The 15,507-nt window shown below is 59.5% G+C and carries 14 protein-coding genes; 9 read left to right on the top strand and 5 right to left on the bottom strand.

Translation table 11 applies throughout. The features are described 5' to 3' along the window. The first annotated feature begins 55 nt into the window (after positions 1–55). The 6 genes from ACE1BR_RS14610 (at position 56) to rnd (ending at position 7,364) form a co-directional block, all read left to right on the top strand. On the top strand, positions 56–1,966 hold the full coding sequence (locus tag ACE1BR_RS14610) for an ATP-dependent DNA helicase (RefSeq protein ID WP_374871456.1): 1,911 nt from the start codon (positions 56–58) through the stop codon (positions 1,964–1,966). Positions 1,967–2,056: 90 nt separating this feature from the next. Beyond that, positions 2,057–2,758 (top strand): tRNA (adenosine(37)-N6)-threonylcarbamoyltransferase complex dimerization subunit type 1 TsaB, encoded by a 702-nt coding sequence (gene tsaB / locus ACE1BR_RS14605; protein WP_374871454.1) that lies wholly within the window; start codon positions 2,057–2,059, stop codon positions 2,756–2,758. 111 nt (positions 2,759–2,869) lie between these two features. Further along, positions 2,870–3,385 (top strand): Slp family lipoprotein, encoded by a 516-nt coding sequence (locus ACE1BR_RS14600; protein WP_374871745.1) that lies wholly within the window; start codon positions 2,870–2,872, stop codon positions 3,383–3,385. 8 nt (positions 3,386–3,393) lie between these two features. Continuing rightward, positions 3,394–4,269: an alpha/beta fold hydrolase gene (locus tag ACE1BR_RS14595; protein WP_374871452.1), complete on the top strand. Its 876-nt coding sequence runs from the start codon at positions 3,394–3,396 to the stop codon at positions 4,267–4,269. A gap of 197 nt (positions 4,270–4,466) precedes the next feature. Beyond that, on the top strand, positions 4,467–6,143 hold the full coding sequence (fadD, locus tag ACE1BR_RS14590) for a long-chain-fatty-acid--CoA ligase FadD (RefSeq protein ID WP_374871743.1): 1,677 nt from the start codon (positions 4,467–4,469) through the stop codon (positions 6,141–6,143). 108 nt (positions 6,144–6,251) lie between these two features. Beyond that, positions 6,252–7,364 (top strand): ribonuclease D, encoded by a 1,113-nt coding sequence (gene rnd / locus ACE1BR_RS14585; RefSeq protein ID WP_374871450.1) that lies wholly within the window; start codon positions 6,252–6,254, stop codon positions 7,362–7,364. A 167-nt stretch (positions 7,365–7,531) separates the two neighbouring features. Here the strand turns inward: rnd and ACE1BR_RS14580 are convergent, their stop codons facing one another. The 3 genes from ACE1BR_RS14580 to selD are packed head-to-tail and all read right to left on the bottom strand — an operon-like array spanning position 7,532 to position 10,374. Then, the gene (locus ACE1BR_RS14580; RefSeq protein ID WP_374871448.1) at positions 7,532–8,176 is read right to left on the bottom strand and encodes an MBL fold metallo-hydrolase; all 645 of its coding nucleotides are present in this window, start codon (positions 8,174–8,176) and stop codon (positions 7,532–7,534) included. A 31-nt stretch (positions 8,177–8,207) separates the two neighbouring features. Further along, positions 8,208–9,323 (bottom strand): tRNA 2-selenouridine(34) synthase MnmH, encoded by a 1,116-nt coding sequence (gene mnmH / locus ACE1BR_RS14575; protein WP_374871445.1) that lies wholly within the window; start codon positions 9,321–9,323, stop codon positions 8,208–8,210. A gap of 13 nt (positions 9,324–9,336) precedes the next feature. Further along, positions 9,337–10,374: a selenide, water dikinase SelD gene (gene selD, locus ACE1BR_RS14570; RefSeq protein WP_374871443.1), complete on the bottom strand. Its 1,038-nt coding sequence runs from the start codon at positions 10,372–10,374 to the stop codon at positions 9,337–9,339. 387 nt (positions 10,375–10,761) lie between these two features. Here selD and ACE1BR_RS14565 point away from each other — a divergent pair, with 387 nt between their 5' ends. After that, positions 10,762–11,190 carry a GNAT family N-acetyltransferase gene (locus ACE1BR_RS14565; protein ID WP_374871441.1) on the top strand — a complete coding sequence of 143 codons (429 nt, stop codon included), beginning with the start codon at positions 10,762–10,764 and terminating at the stop codon, positions 11,188–11,190. A gap of 34 nt (positions 11,191–11,224) precedes the next feature. Here the strand turns inward: ACE1BR_RS14565 and ACE1BR_RS14560 are convergent, their stop codons facing one another. Continuing rightward, a complete protein-coding gene (locus ACE1BR_RS14560; RefSeq protein WP_374871439.1) occupies positions 11,225–12,409 on the bottom strand; it encodes an acyltransferase family protein in 1,185 nt (394 codons plus the stop codon). Positions 12,410–12,747: 338 nt separating this feature from the next. Next, a complete protein-coding gene (locus tag ACE1BR_RS14555) occupies positions 12,748–13,938 on the bottom strand; it encodes a class I SAM-dependent methyltransferase (protein WP_075113460.1) in 1,191 nt (396 codons plus the stop codon). A gap of 364 nt (positions 13,939–14,302) precedes the next feature. On the opposite strand from ACE1BR_RS14555, the gene ACE1BR_RS14550 reads away from it, so the two are divergent. Further along, entirely contained in the window at positions 14,303–14,575 is a 273-nt protein-coding gene (locus tag ACE1BR_RS14550) for an acylphosphatase (RefSeq protein WP_374871437.1), read from the top strand. A gap of 15 nt (positions 14,576–14,590) precedes the next feature. Then, positions 14,591–15,415, top strand: coding sequence for a CHAD domain-containing protein (locus ACE1BR_RS14545; protein ID WP_374871435.1), 825 nt, complete (start codon positions 14,591–14,593; stop codon positions 15,413–15,415). Positions 15,416–15,507: the final 92 nt, after the last annotated feature.

Genomic DNA, 15,507 nt, shown 5'->3' with positions numbered 1-15,507 from the left:
TCCCGCTTTTGCCGCGCTTTTGGCATAATGGCCGCTTTTGCTGCGGGACGCCCTTTTGACCATCCAGACCCTGTTCAAGCCCGATGGCCCTCTGGCCAGCCATATTGACGGTTTCAAAGCACGCGCTCCTCAACTGGAGATGGCCGAAGCGGTCGCACGCGCCATCAAGAGTGGTGGCCGTCTGCTGGTGGAGGCGGGGACCGGCACGGGCAAGACCTACGCCTATCTGGTGCCTGCGCTGGAGTCCGGCAAGCGGGTGGTGATCAGCACCGGCTCCAAAAACCTGCAGGAACAGCTCTTCTATCGGGATCTCCCGACCATCACAGGTGCGCTCTCCTATACCCCGCCGGTGGCCCTGCTCAAGGGGCGCAGCAACTATCTCTGCATCGAGCGGATGAACCGGCTCTTGAGCGAATCCCATCTGCAAAAGCCTGAAGTGCTCAACGATCTGGTGAAGGTCAAATCCTGGTCTACTGCCACCGATAACGGTGATGTGGGGGATATTCCTGGATTGCAGGAGAACGCCGAGATCCTCGCTCATGTCACCAGTACCAACGACAACTGCCTTGGTCGCGATTGCCCCTATTACGACGACTGCCATCTGGTGGTGGCCCGTCGCCGCGCCATGGATGCCCAGGTGGTGGTGATCAATCATCACCTCTTCTTCGCCGATATGGCGGTGAAAGATACCGGATTTGGCGAGTTGGTGCCGGAGGCGCAAGTCTATGTCTTTGACGAGGCGCACCAGCTGCCGGAGATCGCCACCAACTACTTCGGCAAGTCGGTGGGCAGCCGCACCATTCAGGATCTGGCGCAGGATATCCAGCTGGCCTATCGGGCCGAGGCGCACGACATGGCCCAGCTCGGCAAGGCGGCGGACCGGCTCTCCATCGCCAGTCAGGATCTGCGGCTTGCCTTCGGGGTGGATGGTGGTCGCGGCAATACCCGCGACATGCTGCGCCAATCGCTTTGGGGGCAGGCCTTGGCTCGTCTTAACGATGCCATCGGGCTTTGCTACGAGGTGCTCAAACTCGCACTCGGGCGTGGTGAGCAGCTGGATCACGCCTTCGAGCGGATCTGCGAGCTGCGCACCCGCCTTGGCGAGGTGCTGGCGGTCAATCAGACCGGCTTCTCTTACTGGTATGACTGCTCGCGACTGCATTTTTCCCTCAACTTGACGCCGCTGTCGGTGGCCGAGCGATTCAGTGCCGAGGTGCAAAAACCGGAGGTAGCCTGGGTTTTTACCTCCGCCACCCTGACGGTGGACATGCGTTTTGATCACTTCAAGGCCGAGCTGGGGCTGGCGGGCAGCGCCGAGCTTATCCTCGACAGTCCGTTTGATTACAGCGAGCAGGCGCGGCTCTGTGTGCCCCGCTATCTGCCGGAGCCCAACGCTTTTGGTCGCGGCGAGCAGCTGGCCAATCTGATGATCCCGCTTATCAACAAGACGCCGGGGGGCTGTTTCTTCCTCTGCACCAGCCATCAGGTGATGCGTCAGGTGGCCGAGGTGTTGCGCCGGGAGATTGGCCGCACCGTGCTGCTGCAGGGGGAGGATAACAAGCAGCGACTGCTCAAGGAGTTTGTCGAAAATGGCCGCGCCGTGCTGGTGGCGACCAGCAGCTTCTGGGAGGGGATCGACGTGCGAGGGGCGGCGTTGTCGTGTGTTATCATCGACAAACTGCCGTTTGCCAGCCCCGATGATCCGCTGCTCAAGGCGCGGGTGGATGATTGCAAGCTCAAGGGGGGCGATCCCTTCGCCGAGCTGCAGTTGCCCAAGGCGGTGATTGCCCTCAAACAGGGGGTGGGGCGGCTTATTCGTGATCGCAGTGATCACGGGGTGCTGGTGATCTGTGATCCACGAATGGTCAACAAACCTTACGGCGCCACCTTTATCAAGAGTCTGCCCGCCATCCCTCGCACCCGGGAGTTGGGGACGCTGGGGAGCTTTTTCGATCGCGGTGAATAAGTTTGCCGCCAGATAACAGATTTGAACAACGGGTGAGCATCTCTCGCTTGCCGGTTATGTAATTGACTGATTTTATAGAGATTGGAAAGCATGAACGAGTTGAAGATCCTGGCCGTAGATACCGCCACCGAAGCCTGCTCCGCCGCCTTGCTGGTGGGTGACAAGCTGTTCTCCCGCTGGGAGGAGGCGCCACGGGATCACACCCGAAAAATCCTGCCCATGGTTCAGGCTGTGTTAGAGGATGCCGGGATAAGTTTAAGTGACCTTGACGCCATTGCGTTCGGTCGCGGCCCGGGCTCCTTTACTGGCGTGCGGATCGGCATTGGCGTCGCGCAGGGTCTGGCATTTGGCGCGGGGGTGCCGCTGATCGGTATCTCGACCCTGGCTGCCATGGCACAAGGGGCTTATCGTCTCGACGGCGCCGAGCAGGTACTGACCGCCATCGATGCGCGGATGAACGAGGTCTATTTCGGCCGCTATGAGCTGCTCGATGGCCGCATGCAGCTGGTGGGTGACGAGGTGGTGAGCGATCCCGCTGCACTGGTTGACGCCCGTGGCAAGCTAGCGGGCCCTGTGACCTGCGTTGGTACCGGTTTTGAAACCTACGGCGAAATTTTAAGTGGCCTTGCCGATGAGCTGGCGGTGAGTCAGGTGCGCTTCCCGGCGGCAGAAGACATGCTGCCGCTGGCCCGCGCCGCCTGGTTGGCGGGCGAGGCGGTGCCGGTAGAGCAGGCGACGCCGGTCTATTTGCGTGACAAAGTGACCTGGAAAAAACTGCCGGGTCGCGAATAAGGGCAAGAGGCATGTCGCTCTTGCCACTCATCAGCTGCAACACAAACGGGTGGCCTGGGCAGGCCGCGCTGGCAACAGGAGAGTGACATGATGCGTAATACCAGAAGCGACATGATGAAACGTGGGATGGTGGTCGGGGTGCTGGCCCTGCTGCTCGGGGCCTGCAGCTCGGTCCCCAAGGAGCTGGTTTATGAGCCTGAAAACCAGCTGGTGGCCTATCAACCTGCCCTTGGCGGGATGGAGGGCAAACCGGCCCGCTGGAGCGGCGTTATTTCGGCAGTGCACAACAAGGCAGATCAGAGCGTCATTGAAGTGGTCTATCTGCCGCTCAAAGCCAACGGCGTGCCGGAGCAGACCGAGCAGAGCCCGGGCCGCTTTCTGGCCATCATGAAAGGCTTTGTCGATCCGACCCTCTACGCCAAGGGACGCAGCCTGACGGTGCTGGGGACCATAGGCCAACCGGTTGATAGCCAGATTGGCGAGCACAAGTACCGCTTCTCGGTGCTCAATGTGACGGGCAGCAAGCTGTGGCCGCCGGTCAAGGAGGTGGAGGTGCGCTATATGGACCCCTATTTCTACGACCCCTTCTATGATCCGTTCTGGCCGAGACGGCCGCTGCGTCGTTAAGGCTTGCCATGATCAACGCTATGATGAGCACCATGCACGAGCGTCTGCTTACGCTGGCGGATGGGCGGCATGTGGCCCTGCTGGAGAACCAATCCGCTGATGATCAGCAGGGCAAACCCCTGCTGATTGCCCTGCATGGCTGGCTCGACAACAGCGCCAGCTTCTTGCCGCTGGCGCCGCATCTGGGGGATTTTCATCTCATCTGTGTCGATCTGTCGGGGCACGGTCATTCCGATCATAAAACCACTCCCTATGTCTTTGTTGACTGGCTGGACGATCTCTACCAGATCGCGCAGGCAGCAGGCTGGTCGCGCTTCAATCTGCTCGGCCACTCCCTCGGGGCGCTGATCGCTTCGGCCTATGCCGGGGTCTTTCCCGAGCAGGTGGAGCGGCTGATCATGCTGGAGGGGATGGGGCCGCTCACTCAGCCTGACGACGCAGTTCCTGCCCAGATCAGAAAGGCCATCCTCAATCGCAGTCGTACTCGCGAGCGGAGTTCCGGTGGTTTTGCCTCCATTGATGAAGCGGTGCTCGCCCGTTGCAAAGTGGCTGATATCACGCCGCAGGCGGCACGCTTAATCTGCGAACGACAACTTGAGGTGAGGGCAGGGCGCTGGCAGTGGCGCAGCGATCCCCGTTTGCGGGATCTGTCGCCTCTTCGAATGAGCGAAGGACAGGCCCGGGCATTGATGGCGGCCATCCGTTGTCCGGTATTGTTGATCCAGGGGGAGCAGGGCTTTGCAGCCCTGGAAACCCAATGGCAGGCTCGTCATGATGCCTTTCAGCAGATCGAGCGGGTCATATTGGGTGGAAACCATCATTTTCATATGGAAAATTCGGTCGATACGGCCGTTTATATCGTAAAGTTTTGTCAAGTTCGGTAGAATCACCAGCTTTCAATAATTCCAGGTTTGTTTTCTCCCTCACATTTTTCATTGTTAATTGACTGTTAATTGATGTTGCGCTGTGTAAATATGTGCGGCATTAGAGCATCAGCTTAAAACAACCGATTAAAATGGATGTGAACCGGGACGGAGGCAACACAGTGAGCGCACAGGTGCTAGTTATGCAGGAGAAGTTTGTGGAAAAAGTCTGGCTGAAACGTTATCCGGAAGGGGTCCCTGCCGAGATCAATCCAGACCAATACAGCTCCCTGGTCGAGATGTTCGAATCCTCGGTGACCCAGTTCGCCGATCAGCCCGCCTTCGTCAATATGGGGCAGACCATCACCTACCGCCGACTGGAAGAGCAGTCTCGCGCCTTTGCCGCCTATCTGCAAAACGAGCTGAAGCTGGAGAAGGGTGATCGGGTCGCGGTGATGATGCCGAACCTGTTGCAATACCCCATCGCCGTGTTTGGCATCCTGCGCGCCGGCATGATCGTGGTCAACGTCAACCCGCTCTACACCCCGCGCGAGCTGGAACATCAGCTCAAGGATTCTGGCGCCAAGGCCATCGTTATCGTCTCCAACTTTGCCCATACCCTGGAAAAAGTGGTCTACGATACCCCGGTCAAGCACGTGATTCTGACCCGGATGGGTGACAACCTGGGTCTGGCCAAAGGCACCCTGGTCAACTTCGTAGTCAAGTACGTCAAGAAGCTGGTGCCGAAATATAACCTGCCCCATGCCACCACCATGCGTCAGGCGCTCACCAAGGGACGTTTCCTGCAGTACATCAAGCCGGAGATCACCAACGACGATCTCGCCTTCCTGCAGTACACCGGTGGCACCACCGGCCTCTCCAAAGGGGCCATGCTGACCCATCGCAACATGATTGCCAACGTTGAGCAGTGCCTCGGCGTCTATGGCCCCATGCTGGAGCGTGGCAAGGAGTTCGTGGTCACCGCGCTGCCGCTCTATCATGTCTTCGCCCTGACCGTTAACTGCCTGCTCTTTATGCGCATCGGCGGCTACAACCTGCTGATCAGCAACCCGCGCGACATTCCGGGCTTTGTCAAAGAGATCAAGAAGTACCCCTTCACCTGCATTACCGGCGTCAACACCCTGTTCAATGCGCTGATCAACAACGAAGAGTTTCAGGGTATCTCCTTTGACAGGCTCAAGCTGACCATCGGCGGCGGCATGGCGGTGCAGCGTGCGGTCGCAGAGAAGTGGAAGACACTGACCGACACCCCGTTGCTGGAAGGCTATGGTCTGACCGAGTGCTCGCCACTGGTGAGCGTCTGCCCTTACGATCTGACCGATTACAATGGCTCCATCGGCCTGCCGGTCTGCTCCACCGAGATCCGTCTGGTGGATGATAACGGTCAGGTGGTTCACGCCCTCGGTACCCCCGGCGAAATGCAGGTACGCGGCCCACAGGTGATGACCGGTTACTGGCAGCGCCCCGAGGCGACCGCCGAAGTGATGCAGGATGGCTGGCTCTGTACTGGCGATATCGCCGTGTGCGACGAGCAGGGTTTCTTCAAGATCGTTGACCGCAAGAAGGACATGATCCTGGTCTCCGGTTTCAACGTCTATCCGAACGAGATCGAAGATGTGGTCGCGCTGCACCCGAAAGTGCTGGAAGTGGCGGCCGTCGGCGTGCCGCACAAGGTCTCCGGCGAGCTGGTGAAGATCTTTGTGGTCAAGAAAGATGCAAAATTGCAGGAGGACGAGATTATTGCCCACTGCCGCAAACATCTGACTGCCTATAAGGTGCCGAAACTGGTAGAATTTCGTGACGAACTTCCCAAGACCAATGTGGGCAAGATCCTGCGCCGCGTACTGCGCGACGAGGAGATTGCCAAGCAATAACCGGATTGTGGCTGCAGACCTCTCTGCAAACCAGCGCCGTCGTTATGCAAAACCGTGGGTCAGCCCACGGTTTTTTCTTTTTGGCCCTGATCAACTGCGCAGGCACAGATGCACTATCAACTTATCACTCAGCAAGCCGACCTGGAGCACTATCTCGCTGCTCTGGCCGACGTTCCTCTGGCTATCGATACTGAATTCGTTCGCACCCGCACCTACTATCCCCAGCTTGGCCTGTTCCAGATCTATGATGGCGAGCGTCTGGCGCTGCTGGATCCGCTGACGCTGGATCTCTCCGCCCTCTGGCAACGGCTGGGCAGGGAAGGGCAGATTGCCATCCTGCACGCCTCTGGCGAAGATCTGGAGCTGATCCAGCATCAGGCGGGCCACCTGCCCAACCAGATGCACGACACCCAGCTGGCTACGGCATTTCTCGGGTACGGCGTCTCGGTCGGTTTTGGTGCGCTGGTTAACGAATTCCTCGGTGTCGAGCTGGAAAAAGATCAGGCGCGCACTGACTGGCTGGCCCGTCCGCTCACAGAACGTCAGCTCGAATATGCAGCTGCGGATGTCTTCTACCTGATGCCTCTCTACGAGAAGGTGATGGCCAAACTGCGGGAAAGCGGCAAGTTTGCCTGGTTCGAGCAGGAGTGCCAGAACCACTCTGCCCGCAAGACCCAGGGCAGCGATCCCCGTCAGGCTTACCTCGAGATCGTCAATGCCTGGCAACTGGGCCGCCGCGAGCTTGCCATCCTGCGCGAGCTGGCCGCCTGGCGTCAGCAAGAAGCGGTGCGCCGCGATCTGGCCCTCAACTTCGTGGTGAAAGAGCTGCACCTGTTCAAGGTGGCGGAGCGTCGTCCGACCTCCATGCGTGATCTGAACGAGTTGGGGCTGGCCCCCATCGAGATCAAGATCCATGGCAAGCGGATGCTCGATATCGTCGCCCGCGCCCAGCAGAGCGATCCTGACAGCTGGCCCGAGCCCATTCGCCGGCTGGTGGATTTCCCCCAGTACAAGGCCGAGCTCAAGCGCATCAAGGCCATGGTGGAAGAGAAGGCCAAGGCCAGCAATATTCCGCCCGAGCTGATTGCCAGCAAGAAGATCATCCATCAGTACTTCACCTGGAGCTGGCGGATGGGAGATGCGGAGCGTGCCCGTGCCGATAAACCCATGCTGCTGCAAGGGTGGCGCCATGAGCTGGTAGGTCACCTTTTGGAACAATAAGAGCGCTTATTGTTGCACCGATGAATCAATCCTCACCCTCGGGTGGGGATTTTTATTGGGCGAAAGATAACGATAGGCTTGCCGATCTGGGGAAAACAGGGTGTTCGTGGATGGCCGGAATTGGAATGAAGATAGAAAAGGCAGCGGAAAACCGCTGCCTTTTTTGATCACCAGATAGGCTGGGTCAGGTAGGGGTTGCTCACCTTCTCGCGGCCGAAGGTGGAGCTGGGGCCATGGCCCGGGATAAAGACGATCTCGTCACCCAGCGGCAACAGGGTTTCGGTGATCGACTTAATCAGGGTGGCGTGATCGCCACGGGGGAAGTCGGTGCGGCCGATGCTGCCAGCAAAGAGCACGTCACCGACCCAGGCGAGTTTTTCGGCTTGGGAGAGCAGCACAATATGGCCCGGGGTGTGGCCGGGGCAGAAGTAAACGTCCAGCTCGCATTGGCCAAGCTGCACCTTGTCACCCTGTTCAAGCCAGCGATCCGGCGTGAAGGCGGGGGTATGGGCGAAGCCGAACATCTGGCTCTGCTGGGGCAGCATGTCGAGCCAGAAAGCGTCTTCCTTGTGGGGGCCGGTGATGGCCACGCCGGTATTCTCCCGCAGCTCGGCTGCAGCGCCGACGTGATCCAGATGACCGTGGGTCAGCAGGATGTGGGTCAGGGTCAGGCCGCGCTTGGCGATGGCCGCCATCAGCTTGTCCGCTTCGCCACCCGGATCGATCAGCGCCGCCTGGTGGGTCTTGTCACACCAGATGAGGGAGCAGTTCTGGGCGAACTGGGTGACCGGGATCACCTCGAATTTCAACATGTGGGGTCCTCTTGTTGGAAAGGCGACGGGGTCAGCCCTGTTGCCCGTTGGCATGCTGCTCGGCGAAGTAGTCGAGACAGGCTTGCTTGTCACCTCTGAACACGATCCGCTCACTCTTATTGCCAAGCTGATAGAGATACATGGGGTCGTAGTAACGGGTCAGCAGCAGGGTGATCCAGGCCAGATGCAACTCGGTGGAGCCGCTGTTGGCCTGTTCGGTGAGGGCCGTTTGCATCAGGGCATCCAGCTCGCGGTGGGCTTGATCGCCGAGACGGCGCTTGAGGCGGGCCAGCGCATCGGTGAGATAGGCAGCAAACAGCGGCCAACCGGCTTCCTGGCCATACATGGCCTGATAACGCAGCCAGAGATCGTGCACGTAATCTTCGCGGATCTGCTCGGCCCGATCGCACTGCGGCACATCCACCACCACCAGCGGCGCCTGACTCATGGCCTCATGGAGGGAAATAGGCAGGCAGCAGCGGCCGATGAGGCGGCTCTCGTCCTCCACCACGAAGGCCTGCTCGCCCTGATGGCGACGCTTGAGCAGCTCGATGGCCATGTTGTTTTCGAAGTTGATGTTGCTGGGCTGGCCGCCGGGCAGTTGACCGAAGGAGGAGCCCCTGTGGTGGGCGTGGCCTTCCAGATCGAGCGCCTGGGCCACATGGTCCAGCATATGGGTCTTGCCGGAGCCGGTCATGCCGGTCAACACAGTCCAGTGGCACTCGGCAGAGGCCTTGTCCTGGGTGTCGATCAAAAAGCGACGCAGCTCCTTGTAGCCACCGGCGACGCGGGGGCGAGTAACCCCTGCTTCATGGAGCCACTGTTGTACGGTTTGCGAGCGCAGGCCGCCGCGAAAGCAGTAGAGCAGGGCATCGGGTTGCTGGCGCAACTGCGCCAGCCAGCCTTCGAGTCGCTCTGTTCGCACCGCTCCCCCCACCAGCTTGTGACCAAGCTCAATGGCGGCGGCCTGACCCTGCTTCTTGAAGCAGGTCCCCACCTGGGCGCGCTCATCGTCTGTCAGCAATGGCAGATTGGTCGAGCAGGGGAAGGCCCCCTCCTTGAACTCGATGGGGGCGCGCACATCAATCAACGGCACATCGCCTAAAAATATCCGGGCGTAGTCCGTGGCCAGTGGCAATTCACTCATTGGGCTATCTCACTCATTGGACAATCTCGATAAAGCGGGATCCCTCAAGGGGCTTGATCTGGCCGATGGGCGAAAGCTCAAGGCCAGCTTCGCGCGCGATGGCGAGCAGCTCGGCTTCGCTCTCTTTACCTACGGCGACCAGCAGACCGCCACTGGTTTGCGGATCACACATGATGTTGCGGGTGCGATCATCCATGGCATCGAGCTTGTGGCCGTAGGAGTCGTGGTTGCGCAGGGTGCCGCCCGGTACGCAGCCCTCGGCGAGGTAGTAATCCACCTCATCCAGCAGCGGCAGCGCCTTGAAGTCGAGACGGGCGCTGACGCCAGAGCCTTCACACATCTCCAGCAGATGACCGGCCAGACCAAAGCCGGTGACGTCGGTCATGGCGTGCACACCCGGCAGCTCGGCAAAACGCTGGCCGATCTTGTTGAGGGTGCACATGGCGTTGGGGGCGAGTTGCTCATGTTCGGGCTTGAGCTTGCTCTTCTTCTGGGCGGTGGTGAGGATGCCGATGCCGATAGGCTTGGTCAGATAGAGGGTGTCACCCACCTTGGCGGTGTCGTTCTGCTTGATGGCGTCAAGGGGCACGATACCGGTCACCGCGAGGCCGAAGATGGGCTCTGGGGCATCGATGCTGTGGCCACCGGCCAGCGAAATGCCCGCTTCATGGCACACCTGACGGCCACCGTCGATCACCTGTTGGGCCACTTCGGCAGGCAGGGTATTGATGGGCCAGCCAAGGATGGCGATGGCAACAATGGGCTTACCGCCCATGGCGTAGATATCACTGATGGCGTTGGTGGCGGCGATGCGGCCAAAGGTAAAGGGATCATCGACAATGGGCATGAAGAAATCGGTGGTGGAGACAATGCCCTGACCGTTGCCGATATCGACCACGGCCGCGTCATCCTTGCTGCTGTTGCCAACGATCAGGGTCGGGTCGTTGAAGCCCGGGATCTGGCTCTTGAGGATGGTGTCGAGTACCTTGGGAGAGATTTTGCAGCCGCAGCCAGCACCGTGGCTGTATTGGGTCAGACGAATGGAAGACATACTTACCCCTTATGCAGAGGCTCTGTGGAGCCGTCTTGGTCAATGGGCGGCCTTGTAGATTGGAAGACAAGAAGCCGCAAATATGGGTGGCCTCGGTGCCAACAGGGGCAGCGATGACTGGCAGTTATGGAGGACCGCCAGGCCGGACGGGGAACAAGAGGGCGACAAGGTGCGCCAGCGCAGCCCCGCCAAGGGCCACAGGACGGAGCATTATGCCACATCTGTCCCTTGGGGTTCGAACAGGAATTCACATAAACAGCAGGGAATTGCTCGCCATTGGTCTGGATGAGGCGGGGACTGATTGGTGCAACACCGAACCCGGTAAACAGAACATCTAAAAGAGAGCAACAGCGCGCACAACCACCGCGCCACCAAGAGGAGAGCTTTGTGACTACCACATTTTTGATTAACCCCCCCATCACTACGGCGCAGTTTGCAGCGCTATTGGCGCAGACCTCGCTGGGGGCGAGACGGCCGCTGGACAAGCTGGCAACCCTGCAGGGCATGCTGGATAACGCCAATCTGCTGATCACCGCCTGGCAGGGCGAAACCCTGGTCGGTGTTGCCCGCTCGGTGACCGATTTTCATTTTTGTTGCTACCTCTCGGATCTGGCGGTGGCCGAGTCAGTGCAGGGGCAGGGGATTGGCAAAGCACTTATTCGCGAGACATTCTGGCAATTGCAGCCGGGCTGCAAGTTGATCTTGCTGGCTGCGCCGCAGGCGGTGGGCTACTACCCCAAGCTTGGATTTAGCCAGCACCCGAGTGCCTGGGTGATGAATAGTCTGGATGAGCTGATGCTGGATGAGCTGGCATAAGACCGCCAACTCATCCAGACAGGGCGGGGTTAACTTATCCAGCCCGCTCCAGCGCCGGTTGCCGTGCCTTGCCCCAACGGCGCAGACGCCGTTGCAGCGGCCGCTCCAGCAGGTTGTAACTCAACGTCGAGAGGCCGATCAGCACCGCCAGCATCAACAGGGTTGCTACTACCCCCAACAGCGGGTTGGTTTGGCCATACCACCACTCGGTGAGCCCCGGTGCCAGATAGTGGATGAGCTCGCAGCCGGTGAGCAGCACCAGCGTATGGAGCAGGTAGATGGAGTAGGAGAGATCCCCCAGCCAGTTGGTGAAACGGTTATCCAGCAGGCGCAGCAGCAGACTCTGGCGCTCCCCCTGAGCGGCTGAAATCCAGATCAGCAGTACGTAGGAGCCGATCAGCAGCAGGGTCAGTTGCGGCGTCATGGCGAACTGCATCAGCGCGAAGGGCAGCACAAAGGCGAACAAGAGCGGCAGATCCCGCTGCATCATGGGCAAGGGTTGTGCGGCCTTGATCCTGGGCAGTAGCCAGAGGCCGAGTACAAATTCACTCACCCCGCGTCCCACCGCCAGCGCCCCGCTGGTGACATCGAGCGTGCCGCGACTGTGCACGATAAAGGCCAGCACCGTCAGCGCCAGCAGGGGGGCAAGATGGCTCCAGCGACTGCGGGCCACCGCCAGCGGAATAAGCAACGGGAATAGCAGGTAGCTGATCCACTCTACGCTCAGAGACCAAGCGGCGAAGTTCCAGGTCAGCCCGTGATCGGTCACCACCTGCAGCAGCAGGAAGGCGCTTGGCAGTGCCTCGGCCGGGGTGAAGGGGGAACCGAAAGGCGGCATCCCTTCCCACTCCCACATCTTGAACAATGGGCCGGCATAGAAGCCCACCCCGTGCTGCGCCTTGTAAAGCTCCCAGCCCACCAGTAGCACCAGCGTCACCAGGTAGAGGGGGTAGACGCGGGTCAGCCGCAGCCAGAGAAAGCGGCCATAGCCCACGGTGCGTGGCGTGCGGGTGAAAGCCTCGCCATAGACATGGGCCAGCACCACGCCACTCAAAATAAAGAACAGATCGACCCAGAGGTAGCCGTTCTCGATGAGTTGGGTGTGGCTTGCGATCGGTTCCATCCACTGGGGAAAGAGCAATAATCGGGCATGGAACAGCACCACCATCAGGGCAGCGATGCCCCGCAGCGGCGTTAACAGCGGCAATGATTGATTCATAAGGTGATCCCTTGTGATGTTCAGCTTGGCCTGACATCGATTTTTGTTGTTGGGCCGCCCATCAATCCTGACGGGTCGGTTGCCCCGGCTTGGCTGCCGCAGGCGGGTTCACACTACGAAAGAGAGAGTCATACGGATGTGATTTGAATCATAAATGTGCACGGATTGTGCAAAAAAATTTAAACAAAGAAAAAGTGGAGAACAGGTTGGGAAAGAAGTGCAAGCAGATAGGGTGGAATAGGGATGGTGGCGAGTGTTACTCAAACCAATATACCGCACCGCAAAACAATCAGGCCCGCAAGGGGCCTGATTGATCACAAAGGGGCGATGGCGGCCGATCAGCGGGCGCGCACCACCAGACCCTTGAGGTAGAAGCCTTCCGGATAGGCAGTACCGATGGGGTGATCGGAGGCTTGGGAGAGCAGCTCCAGGATCTGGGCATCGCGACCGGCATCGAGCGCCGCATCGGCAACGATCTTCTGGAACAGGCTCTGCTCCATCAGGCCGGAGCAGGAGTAGGTCAGCAGCACGCCACCCGGCGCCAACAGCTGGAACGCCAGCATGTTGATGTCCTTGTAGCCACGGCAGGCACCCAGCAGCTGGGCCTTGCTTTCGGCAAACTTGGGCGGATCCAGCACGATGACGTCGAACTTCTCGCCCTTCTCGCGGTATTCACGCAGCAGCTTGAACACGTCGTGACGGATAAACTGGGTATTGCTGGTATCCAGCCCGTTCAGCTCAGCATTCTGGCGGGCAATATCCAGCGCATTCTGGGAGAGATCGACGTTGACCAGCTCTTTGGCACCGCCCTTGAGGGCATAAACGCCAAAACCACCGGTATAGCTGAAGCAGTTGAGCACCCGCTTGCCTTCGGTGTACTTGGCGGCAGCCTGACGGTTGTCCCGCTGATCCAGATAGAAACCGGTTTTGTGGCCGTTGCGGATATCCACCAGGATCTTGACGCCGTTCTCTTCAATCACCACCGGCTCGTTCGGCGTCTCGCCATAGATGACGCCGGTGCGCTCTTTCAGCCCTTCCTTCTTGCGTACCGCCACGTCGGAGCGCTCATAGATGCTGCACTCGGGGTAGAGGGTACGCAGCGCTTGCGTTATCAGTTCACGCTGGAACTCGGCACCGGCAGAGAGGATCTGGCACACCAGAAAATCGGCATAACGGTCGATGGTCAGACCCGGCAGACCATCGGATTCAGCGGCGCACAGGCGGTAGCCGGTGAGACCCTGACGCTTGATCAGCGGATCGCGGGACTCCTGGGCATATTTGAGGCGGCGGATAAAGAAGTCGAGATCGACGGTCTCATCCTTGTCGAAGGTCCAGACCCGGGCACGGATCTGGGAGCTGCCTGACCAGGCGCCACGGGCGAGCCACTTGCCATCGTTGGCATAGATCTCGACGGTATCGCCGTCAACGGGGTTGCCTTCAACCCGCTCAATCCCCTTGGAGAAGATCCAGGGGTGACGGCGCAGCAGGGATTTTTCGCGGCCTTTGACGAGATAGATGAAAACGCTCATGGGTGTTTGCCGATGGTAGAAAGAAAAGGGGCCACATTCTATGTGTAATAGGGCGGCTAAGCCAGTCTTTGCTGGTATATGACGGCCTGACTCAGTTGGCGGCAGGACAATGGCCAAACGTTAGACTGCGTGGTTTGCAGAATGTTGATGTTGGCGTTATCTGGGGAAGATGGCGTGGCCAGGGGGCAGTCTGGCAGGCAGCAAGTCAGGGATCTGGAATTTTTCATTGATAGTGAGATGAATGAGAGAGCGGTCAACCCTGCGGAATTTAACTTCTTCCATAATGGAGCAGCATCCTGCCGATGAGAGCATGTCGCGCTCGTCATCATCTCGGGAATTTTTTCTTAAGCGGAAGGTGTGAGAAATGGGAGAGCAATCTTTTGTTATTCGGGTGTGGGGGCAGGTGCAGGGGGTCGGATTTCGCTATTTTACCCGCGAGCGTGCTTTGCAACTGGGTTTGCGGGGCCATGCCTACAACCTAGAGGATGGCTCGGTAGAGATCCTGATCAGTGGCCCCACGCAGGGGGTACAGATGATGTTGGGCTGGCTGGAGCATGGCCCGCGCACCGCAAGAGTGACCAGCATGGAGTATGAAGAGGCGCTGCCGCCCACCGGTCAGGGCTTTCACACCAACTGAGGGCGCGGGGTCGAGATGGACGCTGACAAGGAATGTCTGTTGTTGACTCAGGCAAAACGCTGGACTGCCCGATATCAGGAGGCTGCGCGGGCGGTGCGTAAAGAGGCCAGCGAACCGGCCGTACACGGCTACCGAATCGCGGCCCGCCGTCTGTTGGCCTTGCTCGCCCTGTGGCGACCACTGGTTTATCACCCCGAGCTGGAACGGCGTCTGCTGCGTGCGGTTGGGCGACTCTCTGCCCTGCGCGATGCTCAGGTCTACGCCGAGCGTTTTGGCAAGCTGCCTGCCACCATGACCGTTATCAATGAGCCTGTCTGTCGCGTGCCCATGTTGTCGGGGCGACTGGCCCGCTGGCTTGCGGCGGTGGCGCAGGTCCAGAATGACCGTGCGCTGGTGCAGCTTTATCAGCGGCATCTGGCGCTACGCCTTGATGAGGTGCTCGCCGGCCTTGGCGAACACGGGTTATCTGCCCGGAAATCGGTCTATTCTCGTCGCCAGCAGTTGCGCTGCTGGCATCGGTTGCGTCTCGAGATCAAACAAGCCCGTTACGGGGTTGAGTTGCTGTTGGAGCTGGGTGCTGGGGAGCAGGGCTGGTTGCATACCCTGACTCACTGGCAGGAGCGACTCGGCCAGTTGCAGGATTGGCGCCAATGGCGGCGGATGTTGCGAGCAGGGAAAGGACGCATTAACCAGCAGACGAAGCGGCGGCAGCAGTTAAAGGGGAAGATCACCGCACGTTTGCGTCAACTGGACTGCCAGCAGGCGGAGCTGGTGGCGCTCAAGTTGGCGATGCTGGCAGGGGCGCAACACGGATGGCTTGCCGAGTCGCCAGATACTTAGCCCAAAAAGCCAGCCCAGCCATGCTGAATGGCCGATAAAGCTTGGATAGCAATATGTGGCCGTTACCCACGCCAACAAACCGCAGCAACTCT

The organism is Aeromonas sp. MdU4 (assembly GCF_041929505.1).
Lineage (GTDB): Bacteria > Pseudomonadota > Gammaproteobacteria > Enterobacterales > Aeromonadaceae > Aeromonas.
The sequence above is the reverse complement of the archived record's forward strand: the minus strand, read 5'-3'. Positions and strand labels throughout refer to the sequence as shown.

Coding starts and splice junctions, on each gene's coding strand:
- ACE1BR_RS14555 (WP_075113460.1), bottom strand. CDS start 13,938: ATGAGCGTTTTCATCTATCTCGTCAAAGGCCGCGAAAAATCCCTGCTG.
- tsaB (WP_374871454.1), top strand. CDS start 2,057: ATGAACGAGTTGAAGATCCTGGCCGTAGATACCGCCACCGAAGCCTGC.
- ACE1BR_RS14595 (WP_374871452.1), top strand. CDS start 3,394: ATGATCAACGCTATGATGAGCACCATGCACGAGCGTCTGCTTACGCTG.
- rnd (WP_374871450.1), top strand. CDS start 6,252: ATGCACTATCAACTTATCACTCAGCAAGCCGACCTGGAGCACTATCTC.
- ACE1BR_RS14550 (WP_374871437.1), top strand. CDS start 14,303: ATGGGAGAGCAATCTTTTGTTATTCGGGTGTGGGGGCAGGTGCAGGGG.
- mnmH (WP_374871445.1), bottom strand. CDS start 9,323: ATGAGTGAATTGCCACTGGCCACGGACTACGCCCGGATATTTTTAGGC.
- ACE1BR_RS14600 (WP_374871745.1), top strand. CDS start 2,870: ATGATGAAACGTGGGATGGTGGTCGGGGTGCTGGCCCTGCTGCTCGGG.
- ACE1BR_RS14580 (WP_374871448.1), bottom strand. CDS start 8,176: ATGTTGAAATTCGAGGTGATCCCGGTCACCCAGTTCGCCCAGAACTGC.
- ACE1BR_RS14545 (WP_374871435.1), top strand. CDS start 14,591: ATGGACGCTGACAAGGAATGTCTGTTGTTGACTCAGGCAAAACGCTGG.
- ACE1BR_RS14560 (WP_374871439.1), bottom strand. CDS start 12,409: ATGAATCAATCATTGCCGCTGTTAACGCCGCTGCGGGGCATCGCTGCC.
- selD (WP_374871443.1), bottom strand. CDS start 10,374: ATGTCTTCCATTCGTCTGACCCAATACAGCCACGGTGCTGGCTGCGGC.